Origin of the sequence: Thioalkalivibrio sp. ALE21, from assembly GCF_003208255.1 — a bacterium.
In the GTDB taxonomy this organism is placed as follows: Bacteria; Pseudomonadota; Gammaproteobacteria; order Ectothiorhodospirales; family Ectothiorhodospiraceae; genus Thioalkalivibrio; species Thioalkalivibrio halophilus.
The window spans coordinates 283,715-302,181 of the sequence record NZ_QKMA01000003.1 but is presented as its reverse complement, the minus strand read 5'-3'; the positions used below and the strand labels follow the sequence as shown (position 1 = coordinate 302,181).

Sequence of the window (18,467 nt, the reverse complement as noted above, 5' to 3'; positions counted from 1 at the left end):
CATTGCGCACCACCGCCCGGCGACCGTCCGGCAAACGATCCTCCGCGTAGGTCTCCATGAACGTCTGCAACTCTGCCTCCACCGCTTGCTTGATCAGATCCCGCGCCCCGCGGCGCAGCAGATCGGTCAACGGGTCCTCTGGTCCGTTCGGCAGGTCTGTCGTATCGTGAGCCATGGTGGCGTATCTCCTCTGGCTGGCTGGTTGGTCGCACTCCCATTCCAGCCGGATACGCCGCCTTCCTCAATCCCCCCCGTACACCACTTTCGACAGTAACTCGGCGCCGCCTCATGCAGTCGCCTGCGAGGCGGTGATCTCGGTCAGCGCCAGCAGGCGTTCGGCGCCAACCGGTTCGTCACGCAGCAGCGGCACCACGGCGTAGCGGGCGGCGTGTTCTTCTGCCACCGCGCGGATCTGCGGCCGCTCGGCGCGTGCCCGGTCGCGCAGCAGCCCGGAAGCGGCTCCGGCCGCGGCGATGCTGTTGTTCACCACCCAGGCCCAGGGCTCGATCCCTGCGCGGCGCAGATCCTCCTGCAAATCCCGCGCCTCCAGCACCGGCGTGGTCTCGGCCAGCGTCACCAGCAGCATCTTCGTACGCTGCGGATCCTGCAGCTGCATCATCGGGGTGGTGGAGTGGGTACCCGTGTCGCCCATCTGACGCACGATCTCGCGGTGATAGGCGCCCGTGGCATCCAGCAACAGAAGCGTGTGGCCGGTGGGAGCGGTATCCATCACCACGAACTTGCGGCCGGCCTCGCGGATCACGCGCGAGAAGGCCTGGAAGACCGCGATCTCCTCGGTGCAGGGCGAGCGCAGGTCCTCCTCGAGCAGGGCACGGTCCTCCTCGTTCATGTCCTTGCCCTTGCTTTGCAGGACTTGCTCGCGATAACGCTCGGTTTCCACCGTCGGATCAATGCGGCTCACCGTCAGGTTCTCGACCTCATCCGACAGGGTTGCGGACAGATGAGCGGCCGGATCCGATGTCGTCAGATGCACGGGGAAGCCGCGCCGCGCCAGGGACACCGCGACGGCAGCGGCCAGGGTGGTCTTGCCCACTCCCCCCTTGCCCATCAGCATCACCAGGCCCTTGCCGTCGGCGGCGATGTCATCCACCAGCTCGGCCAGGGACGGGGCATCCAGACCGACGTCCTCCGCGTCCGACTCGTCTTCGATGTCCGCCACGGGCACCTCGCCCGGGGTCGCGAACAGCTGACGCAGATGGTCCAGCCCGACCAGGTTGAACGGCTTCAGCGCGATCTCGTCGCGCGGCAGGGCCTGCAGTGCCGGCGCCATGTCCGCCAGCGCCGCGCGCTCGCGTTCGAAGATGCCGCGCGCCAGCTCGTCGGCGACCGCCTCGGGCTCGGGCATCCGGCCGTTCACCACCAGGTACTGCCGCTGCAGACCGATCTCCGCCAGCTCGTCATGCGTGCGCGCCACCTCGTCGAGGCTGCCGCTCTGCGCCCGGGCCACCAGCACCAGCCGGGTGGCATCCGGCGAGGCCAGCGCATCAACGGCCGCCCGGTACCGCTCCTTCTGCTTTTCCAGCCCGGCCAGCGGACCAAGACAGGAGGCATCACCCTGCCCCTTCTCGAGGAAACCGCTCCAGGCGCCGGGCAACTGCAGCAGGCGGATCGTGTGTCCGGTGGGCGCGGTGTCGAACACCACGTGGTCGAAGCCCTTCACCAGATCCGAGCCGGTCAGCAACTCGGTAAACTCGTCAAAGGCGGCGATCTCGGTCGTACAGGCACCCGAGAGCTGTTCTTCGATGCCCGCCACCACGGTATCCGGCAACACCCCCTTCACCGGGCCCACGATCTTGTCGCGGTAAGCCTCGGCGGCCGCCTGCGGGTCGATCTCCAGCGCGGACAGCCCGGGCACGTCGGCCACCGGAGTCACCCGATTGCCGATCGAGACCCCGAACACCTGGTCCACGTTGGACGCCGGATCGGTGCTGACCAGCAGGACCCGGTGCCCGGCCCCGGCCAGGTGGATGGCACTGGCACAGGCGATGGAGGTCTTGCCGACGCCGCCCTTGCCGGTAAAGAACAGATAACGCGGCGCGTCATCGAGGAAACGCATCAACAGCACCCCGTGTCGCGAGCCGGGCCGCAGCAGCCGTCCCCGGCTTCCGTGCTTGCGGAGGCCTCTGCCGGAGCCGGAATGCCGGCCAGACGCGCCAGCTCGGCCCGATCCGGGTAACGCCCCGAGATGGCCGCTTCTCCGTCCACCAGGATCAGCGGCAGGCCGCCTTCCCCATGCTCCTCCAGGAACGCGCGAACCTTCGGGTTTTCCGCGAACGCGGTCGGCTGCTGGGCCAGGTTCATGCGCTCGACATCGGCGCCACGGTCCTGTGCCCAGCGGACATCCGCGGCGAAGTCCACCAGCCGCTGGTCCACATCGGTGCCGCAGACACCAGTGTTGCAGCACATGGAGGGGTCGTACACTCGAATCGCGGTCATGAAACACTCCTGGTTGTGGAGACAGTGGCGGTGGGTTCCGGACAGACGGATTCACCCGCCAGGTCGCAATCCGACCCCTCGGCCGCGCAGCAGTGCGCGGTCAGGTAGGCCACCAGATCCTGCATCGCGGCCAGATCCGCCCGGTAGCGCTGGTAACGCCCCTCCTGGGTCACGGTGACGAGGCCGGCCCGGGTCAGGGTCTTGAGGTGGAACGAAAGGTTGGTACGTGGCAGCTCCAGTTCCCGGGCGATCTCGCCGGCAACCAGCCCCTCGCGTCCGTGACCAACCAGCAGGCGCACGATGTCCAGACGGACACCGGAGGCCAGCGACTCGAACATCGTGGTGGCGGTGAGCTTGTCCATGGTCCAACTATTCAATATTTCTTGAATTGTTGTCAAACAGCCCCGAGGCCCCACCATCGCCCCCCGGAAACAGAACGGGGCCCCGCAGGGCCCCGTGATCCTTCGGCCTGCCCGGACGGATCCGGGGCCGGCACGAAAAGGAAGAATGGGGGTCAATCCCCCGCGCCGTAATAGGCCTCCAGCGGGATCTCGCCCAGCACCTCGTGGCTGCCGAATCCTTCGGGACGCACGACGACCAGACTGCCGGGCTCCACGTTCTCGAAAACCACGGTGTTGATATTCCCCCGGTGGCTGATCAGGAACAGGTTGCCTTCGCCATCGAAACCGCCGATGCGGTCACGTACGTCTTCCATCAGCCAGTCCTGCTCGCCCTCCGGCATGGTCTGCAACAGGTTCAGCGCATCCCAGGTCTCGAACTCGCCGAACGCACGCTCGGCGGTCTGGCGGGCGCGGCACAACTCGCTGCTGAGCACCTCGTCGGCCCGGATTCCCCGGTCCTCCAGCGCCCCGCGCAACGCCTCGGCCTGGGCCTTGCCCGCTTCGCTCAGCTCCTGTTCTTCGCCGCAGTCGCGCTCCGGGGACAGATGCATCGACACCTCGGGGTCGGCCTCGGCCGACTCCGTGTGCCGCATCATCACAACCTTGCCGCCCTTGCCCAGGGCTTCCCACAGGGTTTCCTCGTCGGCCGCGGCCTGGGCGACGGCCGGGCCGCCCAGGCCGATCAGGCCCGCGACCAGCAGGCTACCCAGTCGACCGGGAAACGGCCGCCCACTCATCAGACTCTTCACGTAGCTCTCTCCTCAGTTGCGATAGGCATGCATCACCGCATACCCGTCATGATGCAGGTCTCCCAGCTGAACGATGCCTGAATCCACCCGCTCGATCGGCTGGTAGAACGCATCCATGTCCAGCCCCACGGCGGCGCGGGTGCTGTCACAAAGCTCCAGGCTCACGTCGTGCATGTTCACCAGCTGCATCAGACGCGAACGCAGTTCCTCGCGCTCTTCGGCGAATTCGCCATCGGGGTCCACCTCGAACGGCGAGCCTTCCAGATTGTCGTCGGTCACAAAACGGATGCCCTGCGCCCGGAACACCAGCCGGATGTCGTAGTCGATCAGGCGATTCTCGTAGGCCTCCACCATGCTGTTGATGCTGCCCAGCATGGAACTGAACTGGGACGGGTCATCGAAGCCCACGTGCCAGGCGATATTGCGCTCCTCGCCAAAGGCCTGGGCCTGCGAGGCCGGCAGCGCCAGCAGCAGCACGGAAAACAGCAACCCCGCCGTGCAGCGACGCAGCGGACGTATTTCCCCGGTTCGCGAATTCGTCATTTTCATCCTCCAGCGCAAGCGCGCATTTGCCGTCATTCCACGGAAAAGGCTTGCGCCTTTCCTGCTGGATACATAGACCATGACGGTACCCGCGCGCGATGTAATCCTTTCCCGCAACGAACGGGCGAACGCGAGAGCGACTTCGGGAAACGATTCCGGGAGAGGAGCCGGGAAACGGCGGGGGGAACAGGGCTCAGCGGGCGTCGCCGCGGACCACGGTCACGGGGGCGGCCGCCTCGACCAGCACCCGGCCGGGGTGGTTCTCGTCGAAGCGCACGCGGATGTGGCGATCGATCAGCAGCTCGTTGTCGACCCACTGCACGCGGTGGCCCGGGGCATTCGCGACCAGGCGTGTCTGCCCGTCGCACCCGGCCTGTACCACGACCACCTCGATGTCGTCGCCCAGGCGGAAGGAATCCCCCACCCGAAGATCCAGGGTCTCCATCGCAGTGCTCCGGTTCGGTTTCAGCGGCCGCGGCCGTTGCCGCCACGCGGACCGCCACGTCCGCCGGGCCCGCCGCGCGGCTTGCGCTCGCGAGGTTTCGGGCGGTTCGGGTCCTGCGGCAGGGAGGCGCGGTCAATGTTCTCGGTGGGGATGCGTTCGCCCAGATAGGACTCGATGTCCGGCAGGTAGAACGCCGAGTCCTCGCAGCCGAAGCTGATCGCGTCGCCCTCGGCGCCGGCGCGCGCGGTACGCCCGATGCGGTGCACGTAGTCCTCGCCCGACTGCGGCAGGTCGAAGTTGAACACGTGCGTCACCTCGGGGATATGCAGGCCGCGGGCCGCCACGTCGGTCGCCACCAGGAAGGTGTATTCACCCGCGGCGAAGCCCTCCAGCAGCTTCGAGCGCTTCTTCTGCGGCACGTCGCCCGAGAGCAGCGCGGCGGCGTGGCCGTTGGCATTGAGCCAGTCGGCCACCTTCTCCGCTCCGTGTTTGGTATTGGAGAACACGATCGCCCGTTCCGGCGCCAGATCCCGCGCCAGCGCCAGCAGCAGCGGGATCTTCTCGTCGTTGGCCGGATAGTAGATGGTCTGACGCACCCGGTCGGCGGTCAGGGTCTCCGCTTCGATCTGCACCTTCTCCGGGTTGTTCATGTGCTCGTAGGCCAGCTCCATCACCCGCCACGACAGGGTGGCGGAGAACAGCATGGACAGCCGTTCCTGCGGCGGGGCGCAGCGGCGCATCAGAAAGCGCACGTCCTTGATGAAGCCCAGGTCGAACATGCGGTCGGCCTCGTCCAGCACCACCACCTCGGTGTGCTTCAGGCCGAAGACCTTCTGCTTGAAGTAGTCGATGATGCGCCCCGGGGTGCCGATCAGCACGTCGGCGCCGGCGGCCAGCGCTTCCCGCTGGCGATCGTAGTCCGTGCCACCGTAGGCCAGAGCCAGCCTCAGGCCGGTCTCGCCCCCCAGCAGCTCCGCGTCGCGGTGGATCTGTACCGCCAGCTCGCGCGTCGGAGCCAGGATCAGGGCGCGCACGTCGGTGGGCCGGCGGTGCTCCGCAGGCGCCTGGCGCAGCAGGCGGTTGAAGGTGGCGATCAGGAAGGCCGCGGTCTTGCCGGTTCCGGTCTGTGCCTGCCCTGCCACGTCGCGGCCCTCCAGCGCGATCGGCAGCGCCTGCGCCTGAATGGGAGTACAGGTATCGAACCCGGCCTTGCGCAAGCCCGCGCGCACCGTCTCGGGCAGATCGAAACGGTCGAATGCGGGTACTGAGGGGTCTTGCGCGGCGTCAGTCATGGGGCTCCCGGGCGGGCTTCGCTGTTTTACTTGAACTTTGCCGTCATCTTCGTCGATAGTACGGCGTACGCGGCCCTGAAGAAGGCCGGTGCCAACCCAACGTCATGAGGACGCGGAGTGAGCGACAAGATCATTTATACATCGGACGCCAGTTTCGACGAGGACGTCCTGAAGTCCGACCAGCCGGTCCTGGTGGACTACTGGGCGGAATGGTGCGGTCCCTGCAAGATGATCGCGCCGATTCTGGACGAAATCGCCGAAGAATACGCCGGCAAGGTCAAGGTTGCCAAACTGAACATCGACGAAAACCCGTCGACGCCGCCCAAGTTCGGAATCCGCGGCATCCCGACGCTGATGTTATTCAAGAACGGGGACGTCGAGGCCACCAAGGTGGGCGCGCTGTCCAAATCGCAGCTGACCGCCTTTCTCGATCAGCACGCCTGATCGGCTGCACGGTCGAGCGCCGTAACGGGGCGGGCTTGCAACAGCCGCCCGCCCCGCTTAACATTCAAGCGTTTCGTCGATACCGGGTCTCTCCCGGAGTCGTCCCCTGCCCCGTCATCATTGCAATCCTGCGGCTATCCCCGGCCGCCGTTCATCCACGTTGAGCACAGCGCCCCACGCATGAATCTGACCGAACTGAAGCGGATGACCGCCGCCGACCTCGTTGGCCTCGCCGAAAACCAGGGCATCGAGAACATGTCCCGTGCCCGCAAGCAGGACATCATCTTTGCCCTGCTGAAGGCCCACGCGAAAAGCGGCGAGGCGATTTACGGCGACGGCGTACTGGAGATCCTCTCCGACGGCTTCGGCTTTTTGCGCAGCCCGGACGCCTCCTATCAGGCCGGCCCCGACGACGTCTACGTCTCCCCCAGCCAGATCCGCCGCTTCGGCCTGCGCACTGGCGACACGGTGGCCGGCAAGATCCGCCCGCCGAAGGACAACGAACGCTACTTCGCGCTACTGAAGGTCTCGGAGATCAACTTCGAGCCGCCGGAAAATGCCAGACACAAGGTCCTGTTCGAGAACCTCACGCCGCTGCATGCCAACCATCGCATGCGCATGGAGCGGGGCAACGGCTCCACCGAGGACATCACCGCCCGCGTCATCGACATCGTCGCGCCGTTCGGCAAGGGCCAGCGCGGCCTGATCGTCTCGCCGCCCAAGGCCGGCAAGACCCTGATCCTGCAGAACATCGCCCAGAGCATCGCGACCAATTACCCGGAGTGCTATCTCATCGTCCTGCTGGTCGACGAACGGCCCGAGGAAGTGACCGAGATGGACCGCATGGTGCAGGGCGAGGTCGTCTCCTCCACCTTTGACGAACCTGCCCAGCGCCACGTGCAGGTGGCGGAAATGGTCATCGAGAAGGCCAAGCGCCTGGTCGAGCACCGCCGCGACGTGGTCATCCTCCTGGACTCGATCACCCGACTCGCCCGTGCCTACAACACCGTTGCCCCCAGCTCCGGCAAGGTGCTCACCGGCGGCGTCGACGCCAACGCCCTGCACCGGCCCAAGCGTTTCTTCGGGGCCGCGCGCAATGTCGAGGAAGGCGGCAGCCTGACCATCCTCGCCACGGCCCTGGTGGACACCGGCTCCAAGATGGACGAGGTGATTTACGAGGAATTCAAGGGTACCGGCAACATGGAGGTGCACCTGGAGCGGCGCATCGCCGAAAAGCGCATCTACCCGGCGATCAACGTCAACCGTTCCGGCACCCGCCGCGAGGAACTGCTGACCGATCCGGAGGAACTGCAGAAACTCTGGATCCTGCGGAAGTTCCTGCACGGCATGGACGACATCGAGGCGATGGAATTCCTCCTCGGCCGTATGCAGTCGTCCAAGACCAACGGCGAGTTCTTCGATCAGATGAAGCGTTCCTGACGTCGCGCCCCGGCGTCAGGCGCTGGCCGCCAGCGGCTCGAACTCCAGCATGCGGTCCAGCCGCCACCACTGACGCCGCCCGCCGGGATCCAGCAGGATCAGGTACTCCGCCCCGCGGCGCGTGCGCAGATCCAGCGGCGTCACCCGGGCGACGTAATCCAGACCCGCCCGCCGCCAGCGAATCCGCAGCGGCCGACCGTGCATGATGCACAGTTCCAGCTCCGAATACCGCTCGCAGGGGATGGGCCGGTATTCGGGCGGGCGCATCAACCACCCTCCCGCTCGGCTTCCACCTCGGGGACGTCATCCCCTCCGCACTCGGCAGGCTTGCGGCAGCGAAAGACGATCGGCGAGCAGCAGACCGCGCAGTCTTCCACCCATTCGCCTTCATTGCTCACCATGTCGATGGTAGTCTCGCCCGGCTCGCCGCACCAGGGGCAGGCAAACGCCACGAATTCGATCGGTCGGCTCATTCCGACACCTCCTCCTGTTGGCCATCGGCTTCGGACTCCGCCAGAAAGGCCTCCAGCACCTCATTCAAGAACTGCAACCCCTCCGGAGTTGCACGCAGCACACCACTACCGGCGGGCTCCAGCAGACCCCGCCCGCGCACCCGGTCCAGCCCGGGCTGCAGGGCCGCAAGCGGCAGCCCGGTACGTTCGCAAAAAAGCTCCTCCGGCGCACCCTCGACCAGGCGCAGGGCATTCAGCATGAACTCGAACGGCCGCTCGCCGGGTACGACCGGTGTATCCCGCCCCCCGGCCGGGTCGTCGATATAGGCCTGCGGCTGGCGCGGACGCACGCGGCGGATGATGGAGCCGTCGTGGACCCGCGTGAGCTTCCCGTGAGCACCGGCCCCGATGCCGAGGTAATCCCCGAAGGTCCAGTAGTTGAGATTGTGCCGGCACCTCTCATCCGCCCTCGCGTATGCGGACACTTCGTAGCGAGTATAGTCCGCCTCCGCGAGAAGCGCCCTTCCGGCGGCAAAAAGCTCGCCCACCGCGTCGTCTTCCGGCAACACCGGCGGCCGCGCGGCAAACAGTGTATTGGGCTCCAGCGTGAGCTGATACCAGGAGATGTGCTCCGGCTGCTGCGCGATCGCCGCCTCCAGATCCGCCACCCCCTGCGCCACCGACTGCCCCGGCAGGCCGAACATCAAGTCCAGATTGATCCGCTCGAAGCCGGCCGTCCGCGCATGAGCCACCGCCTCGGCGGCCTCCTCCGGTCCGTGGATGCGCCCCAGACGCTGCAGCATGTCGCCGTCAAAGCTCTGCACCCCCAACGACAGCCGGTTGATCCCGGCCTCGCGGTAGCCACGGAAATAATCCCGGTCGGCAGTCCCGGGGTTCGCCTCCAGGGTGACCTCCACGTCCGGCCGCAAGGGCAGCAGCGCGCGCAGTCCCGACATCAGCTCCGCCATGGCTTCGGGCGGGAACAGACTGGGGGTGCCACCGCCGATGAACACGCTCTCGATGCGACGCCCCCACACCTCCGGCAGCTGCGCTTCCAGATCGCGCAGCAGCGCGGCCACGTAGGTGTCGAACGGGGGTTCGCCGCCTCGCGGCTCGTGCGAGTTGAAGTCGCAGTACGGGCACTTGCGCACGCACCACGGCAGGTGGACGTACAGCGCCAGCGGGATCGGGGTATCGAAGCTCGGGGTCATGCCGGGAGCATAGCCCGCGGCTCAGCGGCCGGCACGTTCCCGCAGGGCTTCCGCCAGTTTCTGCAGGGCCTGGCCGCGGTGGCTCAGGCGGTTTTTCTCCGCCGGCTCCAGTTCGGCCGAGGTGCAACCGCGTTCCGGCAGCTCGAACAACGGGTCGTAACCGAACCCGCCGCCACCCGCCGGCGCGGCGGCGATGCGTCCGCGCCACACCCCCTCGGCGATCAGCGGGGCCGGGTCGTCCGCATGGCGCAGGAACACCACCACGGCCCGGAAACCCGCGCCACGGCGCTCCGGCGGCACACCCTCCAGCGCCGCCAGCAGCTTCGCGTTGTTGGCGGCATCGGCGCCGTCGCCGCTCTCCCCGGCATAGCGCGAGGAATAGATCCCCGGCTCGCCGCCCAGGGCGTCCACCTCCAGCCCGGAGTCGTCGGCCACCGCCGCCAGCCCGGTGTGCCGGGCCGCATTGCGCGCCTTCAACAGGGCGTTCTCGACGAAGGTCAGGCCGGTCTCCTCGGCCTCCGGCACATCCAGTTCGGTCTGCGTGACCACCTCCATGCCCAGCGGCTCCAGCAGCGCCGCCAGCTCGCTCCGCTTGCCCGGATTGCCGGTGGCCAGGACCACGCGCTGCGCCGCCATGCCGCTCAACCCTCCCCGAGCACCGCGCGCTGCGCGTCGATGATGGTGCCGATGCCCTTCTCGCCGATGTCCAGCATGGTGTCCAGCTCGTCGCGCCGGAAGGCGTGACCTTCGGCAGTGCCCTGGATCTCGATCACCCCGCCGGCCTCGTTCATCACCAGGTTCATGTCGGTCTCGGCGCTGGAATCCTCGTCGTAGTCGAGATCCAGCACCGCCGAGCCGTTGAAGATGCCCACCGACACCGCGGCCAGATAGCCGTGCAGCGGGTCCTTCTTCAGCAGACCGGTCTCGCGCCCGTGCGCCACCGCGTCGCGCAGGGCCACATACGCGCCGGAGATGGAGGCCGTGCGGGTCCCGCCGTCGGCCTGGATCACGTCGCAGTCGATGATGATCTGGCGCTCGCCGAGCGCCTCCATGTCGACCACGGCACGCAGGGCGCGACCGATCAGGCGCTGGATCTCCATGGTGCGCCCGCCCAGCTTGCCGCGCGCCGCCTCGCGCGCCATGCGGTCGTGGGTGGAACGCGGGAGCATGCTGTATTCCGCCGTCACCCAGCCCTTGCCCTTGCCCTTCAGCCACGGGGGCACTCGCGGCTCGATGGTGGCGTTGCACAGCACCCGGGTGTCGCCGAACTCCACCAGAACCGAACCCTCGGCGTGGCGGGTGAAGTGCCGGGTAAAACTGACCGGGCGCATCTCGTCGGGCTGTCGGCCGCTGGGGCGCATGGCGATTCCTTGCTAAATTTGTCGGGCGCGCAGTATACGGGACACCGGGGGTCGCGGGGCCACCCCCGCCCGGCCGATCCCGCCCCGCGCGCTCCGCCCCATCGGACTGACCCGCCATGCAGCGTTTCCGCATCCGCCTGGACATCTCCCCGGACATGATGGAGCAGTACTATTCCGGGCGCTCCACCACCGTATTCGCGATTTCCGAGGCCGGGGTCAGCGTGCAGTTCCCCGCGCGGCTGCTGCGCCCGCATATGACCCACGACGGAATCCACGGGCTTTTCGAACTGGTTACCGAAAACGACTACCGCCTGCGCGATTTTCGTCGCCTGACTTGAAATCGCGCCTGAACACCCCTATTTCGGTTATTGAGTCAAAAAGACACCCGAACGAGGAGGGTATAGTCATGAATATGATGCGTTACGAACCCTGGAGCCTGCTCAACCAGCTCTCGCGCGAACTCGGCCGCCTGCCCGACGTGCCCGGTGGCGAGGACTCGGTGAGCGCGGCCGACTGGAGCCCTGCGGTGGACATCCGCGAGGAAGACGATGCCTACGTGCTGCATGCCGACGTACCCGGCGTGGACCCGAAGGACATCGAACTCCACATGGAGAACGGCGTGCTGACGCTGCGCGGCGAGCGCAAGTACGAAAACGAGGAAGAAAAAGAAGGCTACAAGCGCGTGGAGCGCATGCGCGGCACCTTCTTCCGCCGCTTCTCGTTGCCGGACACCGCCGATGCGGAGAACATCTCCGCGCGCAGCCAGAACGGCGTGCTCGAAGTGCGCATTCCCAAGCAGGCCAGAGTGCAGCCGCGCCGGATCGAGATCGAGAGCTGATCCGCAGCCGGCAGCGTCCCCGGCCACGGCCGGGGCGCGGGCCTTCCAGCGGGCGCTGCCGGCGCGAGCGGGCAGCGCCTTTTGATTGGTGCCGGTAGCACCCGAATCCCGGGTATGATGGCCCGGGATTCGGGTGGTACCCGAACGCATACACACCGGCTTCGCCGGTCGCCGAAAGGGTTCCGACTCGAGGCAGGAGATGGAATACAAGGACTACTACAAAATCCTGGGCGTGGACCGTAACGCCAGCCAGGACGACATCAAGAAGGCCTATCGCAAGCTGGCGCGCAAGTACCACCCCGACGTCAGTGACGACCCGGAGGCCGAGACGCGCATCAAGGAGGTCAACGAGGCCTACGAGGCCCTCGGGGACCCGGAAAAGCGCAAGGCCTACGACCAGCTGGGCGCAAACTGGCGCCAGGGGCAGGACTTCCGTCCGCCGCCGGGCTGGGACGGCTGGACCGGTGCGGGTGCCGGCGCGGGTGCCGGCGGCCGCGCACGGGGCGCCGGACCGGGTGCCGGCGGGGCCGATTTCGGCGGCTTCTCCGACTTCTTCGAGTCGATCTTTGGCGGCGGCATGGGTGGCGGCGGTCGCCGGCGCGGCTTCGACGTGCGTGGTGCCGACCGCGAAGGCGCGGTGGAAGTGACCCTCGAACAGGCCATGCACGGCGCCGAGCTGTCGGTGACCGACCCGCGCGGACGCCCGCAGCGCGTGCGCATCCCCGCCGGCGCCAAAGACGGCTCGCGGGTCCGGGTACGCGGCCAGGGCGACCCGGGCGTGGGTAACGGCGCCCCGGGCGACCTGCTGCTGGAGATCCGCATCAAGCCGGACCCCAACTACCGGGTGGAAGGGCGCGACCTGCACCGCGATATCCCGATCACCCCGTGGGAGGCCGCGCTGGGCGCCACGATCGAGGCACCCACCCCGCACGGGGCGGTCAACCTGAAAGTGCCGAAGGGCTCGCAGTCGGGCAAGCAGGTGCGGCTCAAGGGCAAGGGACTGCCCGGCAAGACCCCTGGCGATCTGTACCTGCGGCTGATGATCCACGTGCCCCCGGAGGACGAAGCCGGCGACTGGTACGAAAAGATGGCGGAGTCATCCAGCTTCAACCCGCGCGAGCTGCTGGCCGGCTGATCCCGCTCGCGCGCGACGCGCGGGATTCAGCCGGGCGTGTTGCGCTCCACCCAGCGGCTGCTGCCGTCGGCCAGGCGCTCGCGTTTCCAGAACGGGGCCTCGTGCTTGAGCCGCTCCAGGATGTCGCTGCAGGCATCGCGGGCGGCCGCACGATGGGCCGACCAGGTCGCCACCAGCACCAGCGCATCGCCCGGCCGCACCTCGCCCACGCGGTGCGCAACGTGCACGCCCAGCAGGGGCCAGCGCTGCTGGGCGGCCTCCACGATGCGCTCCAGCTCCTGCTCGGTCATTCCCGGGTAGTGCTCCAGAAACAGCCCGGTGACCGTGTCGTCCTCGTTGAAGTCGCGCATGCGGCCGACGAACACGCTGGCCGCGCCACGTGCTTCGACGGGAATGCCCTGCTCCGCCGCGCGCAGCGCGTCCCAGGGGTCGAAGTCCTCGTGATGGATCATCACCGTCATGCTCAGCCTCCGGTGACCGGCGGAAAGAAGGCCACCTCGTCGCCGTCGCGCACCGGGGTGTCCGGGCCCGCCTGGGACTGGTTGACCGCCGTCATCAGGCGCTGCGGCGGGGGTTCACCGTGCAGGTTTTCCCACAGACCGGCCACCGTGCACCCTTCGGCGGGCAGCTCGGCCTGCTCGCCATCGCGGCCCAGTTCCTCGCGCAGCCGCGCGAAATACAGCACTTTTACCGTCATACGGCCCCTACACGTGTGTCGCTCAAACAAGCATTATAGCCAGCATGAACAATTTCACTCATTTTGACTCTCAGGGCCACGCGCACATGGTGGATGTCGGCGACAAGGCCGTCTCCCACCGCGTGGCCATCGCCGAGGGCCGCATCCGCATGCAGCCGGAAACCCTGCAAAAGGTCCGCGAAGGCAATCATTCCAAAGGGGATGTTCTGGGCATTGCCCGCATCGCCGGTATCATGGGTGCCAAGAGAACGGGTGACCTGATCCCGCTGTGCCATCCCATCGGACTCAGCCGCGTGGCGGTCGAATTCGATCTGGAAGATGACGCGGTCGTGGCCCGGGCCACCTGCGAGGTGCATGCAGTCACCGGCGTGGAGATGGAGGCCCTGACCGCCGTCTCCACCGCCCTTCTGACCATCTACGATATGTGCAAGGCCGTGGACCGGGGCATGGTGCTGGAAACGGTCCGGCTTCTGGAAAAACACGGCGGTCGCAGCGGCAGCTGGAAGGCCCCCGACCCGCAAGGAGATTCCCGAACATGAAATGGATCAAGCGCCTGTTTGGCCTGATCGGCATCCTGATCCTCGTGGTGATCGTCGTCGCCGCGTATCTGCTGGTGACGTTCGACGCCAACGATTACAAGGAGCGCATCGAGGCCCAGGTGCACGAACAGACCGGGCGCGATCTGGAACTGGCCGGCGATGTCAGCCTGACGCTGTTCCCCACCCTCGGCCTGCGCCTGGAAGACGTGCGCTTCGGCAACGCCGAGGGCTTCGGCGACGAACCCTTCGCCGAGGTCGACGTGGTCGACGTGGCCGTCGCGGTCATGCCGCTGCTGCGCCGCGAGCTGGAAGTGCAACGGGTTGAAGGCGACGGCGTGCGCCTGAACCTGGCGCGCGACGAGGACGGCCGCAACAACTGGGACGACCTCGCTGCGCGCGCCGACGAAGCCCGCGACGAGGCCGTGACCGGCGACGAGGACGAAGAACGGACCGCCACCGAATCGCGCCTGGCCATGGAGCGGATCGATATCGCCGGCATCAGCCTGACCAACGCCCGCGTGGTGTGGGACGACCGCGAGACCGGGATGCGTGCCGTGCTGGACCCGTTCAGCCTGCAGGTGGGCCGCTTCCAGCCCGGCGTGGAGACCCGGCTGGAAATGTCCGCCGCGCTGGAGGCCGAGGGCGGCGCGCTGGAGCAGCCGCTCAGCACCACCATGGACCTGACCGGACTGGTCAACCTCGACCTGCTGAACAATCGCTATGCAGTGCGTCGCCTGGACCTGAACCTCGATGTGGAAGGCGGCCCGGTGCCGCAGCCGATGGCCGTCCTCTTCCGCAGCGACGTGGCGCTGGAGGTGGACGAAGACGACACCCGCCTGCGCATGGAGCGCCTGACGGTGGAAGCCTCCAGGGTAACCCTCACCGGGTTTGCCGAACTGGGCAACCTGCAGGGCGACCAGCCCCAGATGCGTGGCGAACTGCGCTCCAACACCTTCAACCTGCGCTCGGTCATGGACGACCTGGGAATGGAAGCCCCGGCCACCACGGATCCGGATGCCCTGCAGCGGGTCGCGTTCGACCTTTCCGCGGCCGGTACGCCGGGCAACCTGGAACTGTCGCCGTTCCTGTTCACCCTCGACGACACGACCCTCAGCGGTGACGCCACGCTGGACACCACCGGCGAGCGCCCGCATTTCGGTTTCGACCTGCGCGGCAACGAGCTCAACGTCGACCGCTACCTCCCGCCGGAGGTCGAAGAGGCGCGCACCGGCGAAGCCAACGGCGCCCCCGACGAGGAAGAAGCCGAGGAGCTGCGGATCGAACTGCCGATGGAAGCCCTGCGTTCCGTCGACGTGGACGGCAGCCTGGCCCTCGATGGTCGCCTGATCCTGATGGGCCTGGAACTGCGCGACATTGCGCTGGACATCCGGGCGCGGGGCGGTGACTGGGTGATCGACCCGCTGTCCGCCACCGGCTACGACGGCGAACTGACCAGCCGCATCCAGCTGGACGCCTCGGACAGCCAGCCGCGCTACGGCCTCACCACCGACCTGGCCGGCCTGGATATCGGCGCCCTGCTGGACGACCTGCAGGGTGACGACGCCATGCTGCTGGGCACCGGCAACCTCACGCTCGACATCACCACGCACGGCGAGGCGCTGTCCGACCTGCGGGCCAACCTCAACGGCGACGGCGACATGCGCTTCGAGGACGGCGCGGTGCGCGGCATCAATGTCGCCGACATCATCCGCCGCGCGGAGGCCCGCATCCGCGGCCGTGAATACGAGTCGGACGAGCCGCGGCAGACGGACTTCAGCGAGATCTCCGGCAGTTTCGACATCGAGAACGGCGTGGTCTCCAACAACGACCTGGAAGGCAACTCCCCGCTGCTGCGCGTCCGCGGCCAGGGCTCGGCCGACCTCAACGACGAGTCGCTGGACTACCGCGTGGACACGACCCTCGTCGGCACCCTGGAAGGCCAGGGCGGACGTTCGCTGGAAGACCTGCGCGGCGTCCGCCTGCCGATCCGCATCAGCGGCACGTTCGACGACCCCAGCTTCCGCCTCGACCTCGAGTCCATCCTGCGTGAACGCGCCGCCGAAGAGCTGGGCGTGGACGAGGACGAACTGCGTGACGAGGCCACCCGGCGCCTGATGGAGCGCCTCGGCCTCTCGCGCGACGAAGCGGACGAGGAAGAAGCAAACGACGAACAAGCCGAAGAAGCTGACGAAGACGAGGAAGACGAGGAAGACGAAGAGGCCGAACGCAGCCTCGAGCAGGAAGCGGAAGACCGCATGCGGGAACTCCTCGAGTAAACCGGGGAACCCGGGTCACCCGCACTCGTTAAACCCGACCGCGAACACCGACGCCCGGGCACATCGCCCCGGGTGTCGGCGCCTCCTCCCCCGCCATCATGCAACCCTTCGCCCAACGCCTGCTGGACTGGTTCGACCGCAACGGTCGTCACGATCTCCCGTGGCAGCACCCGCGCACGCCCTACCGCGTATGGGTCTCCGAGATCATGTTGCAGCAGACCCGGGTCGAGACCGTCATCCCGTATTTCGAGCGGTTCACCGCGAGCTTCCCGGACGTGCAGAGCCTGGCCGCCGCCCCCGTGGACGACGTCCTCGCCCTGTGGGCCGGCCTCGGCTACTACGCCCGCGCCCGCAACCTGCACCGCTGCGCCCGGACCATCGTGGAAGACCACAACGGCCATTTCCCGCGCGAACGCGTGGCGCTGGAGGCCCTGCCCGGCATCGGCCGCTCCACCGCCGCCGCCATCGTCGCCCAGGCACACGACGCCCCCGAGGCCATCCTCGACGGCAACGCCAAGCGCGTGCTCGCCCGCCACGCCGCGGTGGACGGCTGGCCCGGCAGCACCGCCAGCCAGAAGACCCTGTGGCGCGAAGCCGAGGCCCGCACGCCCGCCAGCCGCTGCGCCGACTACACCCAGGCGATCATGGATCTGGGCGCGCTGGTGTGCACCCGCAGCCGCCCCGACTGCCCCGCCTGCCCGGTGGCCGAGGACTGCGGCGCCCGCCTGCAGGAACGCACCACCGAGCTGCCGCACCCGCGGCCGAAGCGCGAACGCCCGACACGCACGCGCTGGGCCGCCCTGCTGCACGCCCCCGAGGGCATCTACCTGGAACAGCGCCCGCCCAGCGGCATCTGGGGCGGGCTGTACACCCTGCCCGAGGCCGAAGACCCGGAGCATCTGGAGGCCTGGGTGCACACCCACTGGCCACGCGCCGAGGCACTGGCAGGCGATGCGCTCAGCCACGGCTTCAGCCACTACCAGCTCGACCTGCGCGTGCAGCGCTACCGGCTCCCGGCGGGTGAGTGCGGGATCATGGATGCCCCCGGGGTGATCTGGTATAAACCGGGCCAGTCGCGGCCGGCAGGCATCCCGGCCCCCATACAAGGCTTACTGCAAAGCGAAAAGGATTCCGGCCATGGCACGAACCGTTAACTGCGTAAAACTCGGCAAAGAGGCCGAAGGCCTGGACGTCCCGCCCTACCCGGGCGAGATGGGCAAGAAGATCTACCTCAACGTCTCCAAGGAAGCCTGGAACGCCTGGCTGAGCCACCAGACCATGCTCATCAACGAGTATCGCCTGACCCCGGTGGACCCCAAGGCGCGCAAGTTCCTGGAAGAGGAAATGGAGAAGTTCCTGTTCGGCGACGGCTCCGAAAAACCCGAAGGCTTCGTCGACCCCAACCAGTCCTGAAGCCGGCCCCGGGGCGCGCCCTTGACGTGAGCGCCCCGGACCGCTTTAATACTGCCCTTCGCCTCACGGCGAACCCCGCAACAAGTCAGTACTGGCCGGGTAGCTCAGTCGGTAGAGCAGGGGATTGAAAATCCCCGTGTCGGCGGTTCGATTCCGTCCCCGGCCACCATTTCCCTGTCCGCAGTCGTCCTCTCGCGTCCGCATGTCCCGTTCGGCGAGGGCCAGCGGCCCCATCAATCGCGCTCAATAGTGGTATCTGCAGGAGATGATGGTGATGGACGAACCGTCCACGGCATAGACCAGGCGATGGGTGTCATCAATACGGCGCGACCAGAAACCAGCCAGGTTCTCCTTGAGAGGTTCCGGCTTGCCAATGCCTTCCAGCGGTGACCGCTTCACATCCGCGATCAACTTGTTGATCCGCCTGAGGGTCTTCCGGTCCTGGGCTTGCCAGTAGATGTAGTCGTTCCATGCTTCGTCCGTCCAGCAAAGGAGCCGACTACTCATCCCCGTCTATCAGCTCACGCTCGGTGGCCTTTCCTGCCTTGTATTGCGCAATGGACTTGTTGAGATGCTCGGCATTCGCCGGGGAACGCAGAAGATGCACGGTCTCCATCAGGCTGTTGTAGTAATCCAGCGACATTACCACGGCGTCTTCCGAATCGCGGCGCGTAATCACCGTGGTGTCGGCATCATCGACCACGCCATCGAGTACGGCTTTGAGGCCGTTGCGAGCCTCAGTGAATGACACAATCTTCATGGAGCCCTCCTGTA

At 67.3% G+C, this 18,467-nt stretch carries 25 protein-coding genes, 1 tRNA gene and 1 pseudogene; 10 read left to right on the top strand and 17 right to left on the bottom strand.

Going from position 1 to position 18,467, the window contains the following annotated elements; translation table 11 throughout:
- From D893_RS04705 to D893_RS04670, 8 genes and pseudogenes are all read right to left on the bottom strand, one after another.
- Window positions 1-175, bottom strand: a pseudogene (locus tag D893_RS04705) (IS256 family transposase); the annotation flags it as partial.
- 111 nt (window positions 176-286) lie between these two features.
- Complete coding sequence (arsA, locus tag D893_RS04700) at window positions 287-2,077, bottom strand: arsenical pump-driving ATPase (RefSeq protein WP_168409926.1); 1,791 nt, start codon at window positions 2,075-2,077, stop codon at window positions 287-289.
- Entirely contained in the window at window positions 2,077-2,457 is a 381-nt protein-coding gene (gene arsD, locus D893_RS04695; protein ID WP_110619246.1) for an arsenite efflux transporter metallochaperone ArsD, read from the bottom strand. Before arsD ends, arsA begins: the two co-directional genes overlap by 1 nt.
- Window positions 2,454-2,819: a metalloregulator ArsR/SmtB family transcription factor gene (locus D893_RS04690; protein ID WP_110619245.1), complete on the bottom strand. Its 366-nt coding sequence runs from the start codon at window positions 2,817-2,819 to the stop codon at window positions 2,454-2,456. Before D893_RS04690 ends, arsD begins: the two co-directional genes overlap by 4 nt.
- A 152-nt stretch (window positions 2,820-2,971) precedes the next feature.
- Window positions 2,972-3,607, bottom strand: coding sequence for a histidine phosphatase family protein (locus D893_RS04685; protein ID WP_077243396.1), 636 nt, complete (start codon window positions 3,605-3,607; stop codon window positions 2,972-2,974).
- Between the two features lie 12 nt (window positions 3,608-3,619).
- Window positions 3,620-4,150 (bottom strand): DsrE family protein, encoded by a 531-nt coding sequence (locus D893_RS04680; RefSeq protein ID WP_110619244.1) that lies wholly within the window; start codon window positions 4,148-4,150, stop codon window positions 3,620-3,622.
- 193 nt (window positions 4,151-4,343) lie between these two features.
- Complete coding sequence (locus tag D893_RS04675; RefSeq protein WP_110619243.1) at window positions 4,344-4,595, bottom strand: carbon storage regulator; 252 nt, start codon at window positions 4,593-4,595, stop codon at window positions 4,344-4,346.
- 20 nt (window positions 4,596-4,615) lie between these two features.
- On the bottom strand, window positions 4,616-5,887 hold the full coding sequence (locus tag D893_RS04670; protein WP_110619242.1) for a DEAD/DEAH box helicase: 1,272 nt from the start codon (window positions 5,885-5,887) through the stop codon (window positions 4,616-4,618).
- Window positions 5,888-6,004: 117 nt separating this feature from the next.
- Between D893_RS04670 and trxA the strand changes: the two genes are divergently transcribed.
- Both trxA and rho read left to right on the top strand, forming a co-directional pair.
- Complete coding sequence (trxA, locus tag D893_RS04665) at window positions 6,005-6,331, top strand: thioredoxin TrxA (RefSeq protein WP_018947144.1); 327 nt, start codon at window positions 6,005-6,007, stop codon at window positions 6,329-6,331.
- A gap of 180 nt (window positions 6,332-6,511) precedes the next feature.
- On the top strand, window positions 6,512-7,771 hold the full coding sequence (rho, locus tag D893_RS04660; protein ID WP_018947145.1) for a transcription termination factor Rho: 1,260 nt from the start codon (window positions 6,512-6,514) through the stop codon (window positions 7,769-7,771).
- Window positions 7,772-7,786: 15 nt separating this feature from the next.
- On the opposite strand, the gene D893_RS04655 is transcribed toward rho, so the two are convergent.
- The 5 genes from D893_RS04655 to rph are packed head-to-tail and all read right to left on the bottom strand — an operon-like array spanning window position 7,787 to window position 10,795.
- Window positions 7,787-8,041: a transcriptional antiterminator, Rof gene (locus D893_RS04655; RefSeq protein WP_110619241.1), complete on the bottom strand. Its 255-nt coding sequence runs from the start codon at window positions 8,039-8,041 to the stop codon at window positions 7,787-7,789.
- Window positions 8,038-8,244: a CPXCG motif-containing cysteine-rich protein gene (locus tag D893_RS04650; RefSeq protein WP_018947147.1), complete on the bottom strand. Its 207-nt coding sequence runs from the start codon at window positions 8,242-8,244 to the stop codon at window positions 8,038-8,040. Before D893_RS04650 ends, D893_RS04655 begins: the two co-directional genes overlap by 4 nt.
- Entirely contained in the window at window positions 8,241-9,434 is a 1,194-nt protein-coding gene (hemW, locus tag D893_RS04645; RefSeq protein ID WP_077244024.1) for a radical SAM family heme chaperone HemW, read from the bottom strand. The genes D893_RS04650 and hemW overlap by 4 nt, the downstream gene beginning before the upstream one ends.
- A 21-nt stretch (window positions 9,435-9,455) precedes the next feature.
- Window positions 9,456-10,070, bottom strand: a complete 615-nt coding sequence (rdgB, locus tag D893_RS04640; protein ID WP_018947149.1) for an RdgB/HAM1 family non-canonical purine NTP pyrophosphatase — start codon at window positions 10,068-10,070, stop codon at window positions 9,456-9,458.
- 5 nt (window positions 10,071-10,075) lie between these two features.
- Window positions 10,076-10,795, bottom strand: a complete 720-nt coding sequence (gene rph, locus D893_RS04635) for a ribonuclease PH (protein ID WP_018947150.1) — start codon at window positions 10,793-10,795, stop codon at window positions 10,076-10,078.
- Between the two features lie 116 nt (window positions 10,796-10,911).
- On the opposite strand from rph, the gene D893_RS04630 reads away from it, so the two are divergent.
- The 3 genes from D893_RS04630 to D893_RS04620 all read left to right on the top strand — a co-directional run bounded on the left by D893_RS04630 (window position 10,912) and on the right by D893_RS04620 (window position 12,768).
- The gene (locus D893_RS04630) at window positions 10,912-11,133 is read left to right on the top strand and encodes a DUF2835 family protein (RefSeq protein WP_018947151.1); all 222 of its coding nucleotides are present in this window, start codon (window positions 10,912-10,914) and stop codon (window positions 11,131-11,133) included.
- A gap of 68 nt (window positions 11,134-11,201) precedes the next feature.
- A complete protein-coding gene (locus D893_RS04625; protein ID WP_110619240.1) occupies window positions 11,202-11,633 on the top strand; it encodes an Hsp20/alpha crystallin family protein in 432 nt (143 codons plus the stop codon).
- 199 nt (window positions 11,634-11,832) lie between these two features.
- Entirely contained in the window at window positions 11,833-12,768 is a 936-nt protein-coding gene (locus D893_RS04620) for a DnaJ C-terminal domain-containing protein (RefSeq protein ID WP_110619239.1), read from the top strand.
- Between the two features lie 26 nt (window positions 12,769-12,794).
- Here D893_RS04620 and D893_RS04615 read toward each other — a convergent pair whose 3' ends face one another.
- Together D893_RS04615 and moaD are read right to left on the bottom strand one after the other, a co-directional pair.
- Window positions 12,795-13,229 carry a molybdenum cofactor biosynthesis protein MoaE gene (locus tag D893_RS04615; protein ID WP_077244419.1) on the bottom strand — a complete coding sequence of 145 codons (435 nt, stop codon included), beginning with the start codon at window positions 13,227-13,229 and terminating at the stop codon, window positions 12,795-12,797.
- Window positions 13,230-13,231: 2 nt separating this feature from the next.
- Complete coding sequence (gene moaD, locus D893_RS04610) at window positions 13,232-13,465, bottom strand: molybdopterin converting factor subunit 1 (RefSeq protein ID WP_077244420.1); 234 nt, start codon at window positions 13,463-13,465, stop codon at window positions 13,232-13,234.
- Between the two features lie 44 nt (window positions 13,466-13,509).
- Between moaD and moaC the strand changes: the two genes are divergently transcribed.
- From moaC to D893_RS04585, 5 genes are all read left to right on the top strand, one after another.
- A complete protein-coding gene (gene moaC / locus D893_RS04605) occupies window positions 13,510-14,004 on the top strand; it encodes a cyclic pyranopterin monophosphate synthase MoaC (RefSeq protein ID WP_018947156.1) in 495 nt (164 codons plus the stop codon).
- A complete protein-coding gene (locus D893_RS04600; protein ID WP_110619238.1) occupies window positions 14,001-16,280 on the top strand; it encodes an AsmA family protein in 2,280 nt (759 codons plus the stop codon). Before moaC ends, D893_RS04600 begins: the two co-directional genes overlap by 4 nt.
- Before the next feature lie 98 nt (window positions 16,281-16,378).
- On the top strand, window positions 16,379-17,434 hold the full coding sequence (gene mutY, locus D893_RS04595) for an A/G-specific adenine glycosylase (protein ID WP_110619237.1): 1,056 nt from the start codon (window positions 16,379-16,381) through the stop codon (window positions 17,432-17,434).
- Window positions 17,418-17,693 (top strand): oxidative damage protection protein, encoded by a 276-nt coding sequence (locus D893_RS04590; RefSeq protein ID WP_018947159.1) that lies wholly within the window; start codon window positions 17,418-17,420, stop codon window positions 17,691-17,693. The genes mutY and D893_RS04590 overlap by 17 nt, the downstream gene beginning before the upstream one ends.
- A gap of 93 nt (window positions 17,694-17,786) precedes the next feature.
- A tRNA-Phe gene (locus D893_RS04585) sits at window positions 17,787-17,862 on the top strand.
- A gap of 74 nt (window positions 17,863-17,936) precedes the next feature.
- On the opposite strand, the gene D893_RS04580 is transcribed toward D893_RS04585, so the two are convergent.
- Window positions 17,937-18,200: a Txe/YoeB family addiction module toxin gene (locus D893_RS04580; RefSeq protein WP_018947160.1), complete on the bottom strand. Its 264-nt coding sequence runs from the start codon at window positions 18,198-18,200 to the stop codon at window positions 17,937-17,939.
- Window positions 18,193-18,453 (bottom strand): type II toxin-antitoxin system prevent-host-death family antitoxin, encoded by a 261-nt coding sequence (locus D893_RS04575; protein WP_110619236.1) that lies wholly within the window; start codon window positions 18,451-18,453, stop codon window positions 18,193-18,195. Before D893_RS04575 ends, D893_RS04580 begins: the two co-directional genes overlap by 8 nt.
- Window positions 18,454-18,467 lie beyond the last annotated feature (14 nt).

Excerpts from the sequence above, each read along its gene's own strand:
- arsA (WP_168409926.1), bottom strand. The coding sequence starts at position 2,077 with ATGCGTTTCCTCGATGACGCGCCGCGTTATCTGTTCTTTACCGGCAAG.
- arsD (WP_110619246.1), bottom strand. The coding sequence starts at position 2,457 with ATGACCGCGATTCGAGTGTACGACCCCTCCATGTGCTGCAACACTGGT.
- D893_RS04690 (WP_110619245.1), bottom strand. The coding sequence starts at position 2,819 with ATGGACAAGCTCACCGCCACCACGATGTTCGAGTCGCTGGCCTCCGGT.
- D893_RS04680 (WP_110619244.1), bottom strand. The coding sequence starts at position 4,150 with ATGACGAATTCGCGAACCGGGGAAATACGTCCGCTGCGTCGCTGCACG.
- D893_RS04675 (WP_110619243.1), bottom strand. The coding sequence starts at position 4,595 with ATGGAGACCCTGGATCTTCGGGTGGGGGATTCCTTCCGCCTGGGCGAC.
- D893_RS04670 (WP_110619242.1), bottom strand. The coding sequence starts at position 5,887 with ATGACTGACGCCGCGCAAGACCCCTCAGTACCCGCATTCGACCGTTTC.
- rho (WP_018947145.1), top strand. The coding sequence starts at position 6,512 with ATGAATCTGACCGAACTGAAGCGGATGACCGCCGCCGACCTCGTTGGC.
- D893_RS04650 (WP_018947147.1), bottom strand. The coding sequence starts at position 8,244 with ATGAGCCGACCGATCGAATTCGTGGCGTTTGCCTGCCCCTGGTGCGGC.
- hemW (WP_077244024.1), bottom strand. The coding sequence starts at position 9,434 with ATGACCCCGAGCTTCGATACCCCGATCCCGCTGGCGCTGTACGTCCAC.
- rdgB (WP_018947149.1), bottom strand. The coding sequence starts at position 10,070 with ATGGCGGCGCAGCGCGTGGTCCTGGCCACCGGCAATCCGGGCAAGCGG.
- rph (WP_018947150.1), bottom strand. The coding sequence starts at position 10,795 with ATGCGCCCCAGCGGCCGACAGCCCGACGAGATGCGCCCGGTCAGTTTT.
- D893_RS04630 (WP_018947151.1), top strand. The coding sequence starts at position 10,912 with ATGCAGCGTTTCCGCATCCGCCTGGACATCTCCCCGGACATGATGGAG.
- D893_RS04625 (WP_110619240.1), top strand. The coding sequence starts at position 11,202 with ATGAATATGATGCGTTACGAACCCTGGAGCCTGCTCAACCAGCTCTCG.
- D893_RS04620 (WP_110619239.1), top strand. The coding sequence starts at position 11,833 with ATGGAATACAAGGACTACTACAAAATCCTGGGCGTGGACCGTAACGCC.
- D893_RS04615 (WP_077244419.1), bottom strand. The coding sequence starts at position 13,229 with ATGACGGTGATGATCCATCACGAGGACTTCGACCCCTGGGACGCGCTG.
- moaD (WP_077244420.1), bottom strand. The coding sequence starts at position 13,465 with ATGACGGTAAAAGTGCTGTATTTCGCGCGGCTGCGCGAGGAACTGGGC.
- moaC (WP_018947156.1), top strand. The coding sequence starts at position 13,510 with ATGAACAATTTCACTCATTTTGACTCTCAGGGCCACGCGCACATGGTG.
- D893_RS04600 (WP_110619238.1), top strand. The coding sequence starts at position 14,001 with ATGAAATGGATCAAGCGCCTGTTTGGCCTGATCGGCATCCTGATCCTC.
- mutY (WP_110619237.1), top strand. The coding sequence starts at position 16,379 with ATGCAACCCTTCGCCCAACGCCTGCTGGACTGGTTCGACCGCAACGGT.
- D893_RS04590 (WP_018947159.1), top strand. The coding sequence starts at position 17,418 with ATGGCACGAACCGTTAACTGCGTAAAACTCGGCAAAGAGGCCGAAGGC.
- D893_RS04580 (WP_018947160.1), bottom strand. The coding sequence starts at position 18,200 with ATGAGTAGTCGGCTCCTTTGCTGGACGGACGAAGCATGGAACGACTAC.
- D893_RS04575 (WP_110619236.1), bottom strand. The coding sequence starts at position 18,453 with ATGAAGATTGTGTCATTCACTGAGGCTCGCAACGGCCTCAAAGCCGTA.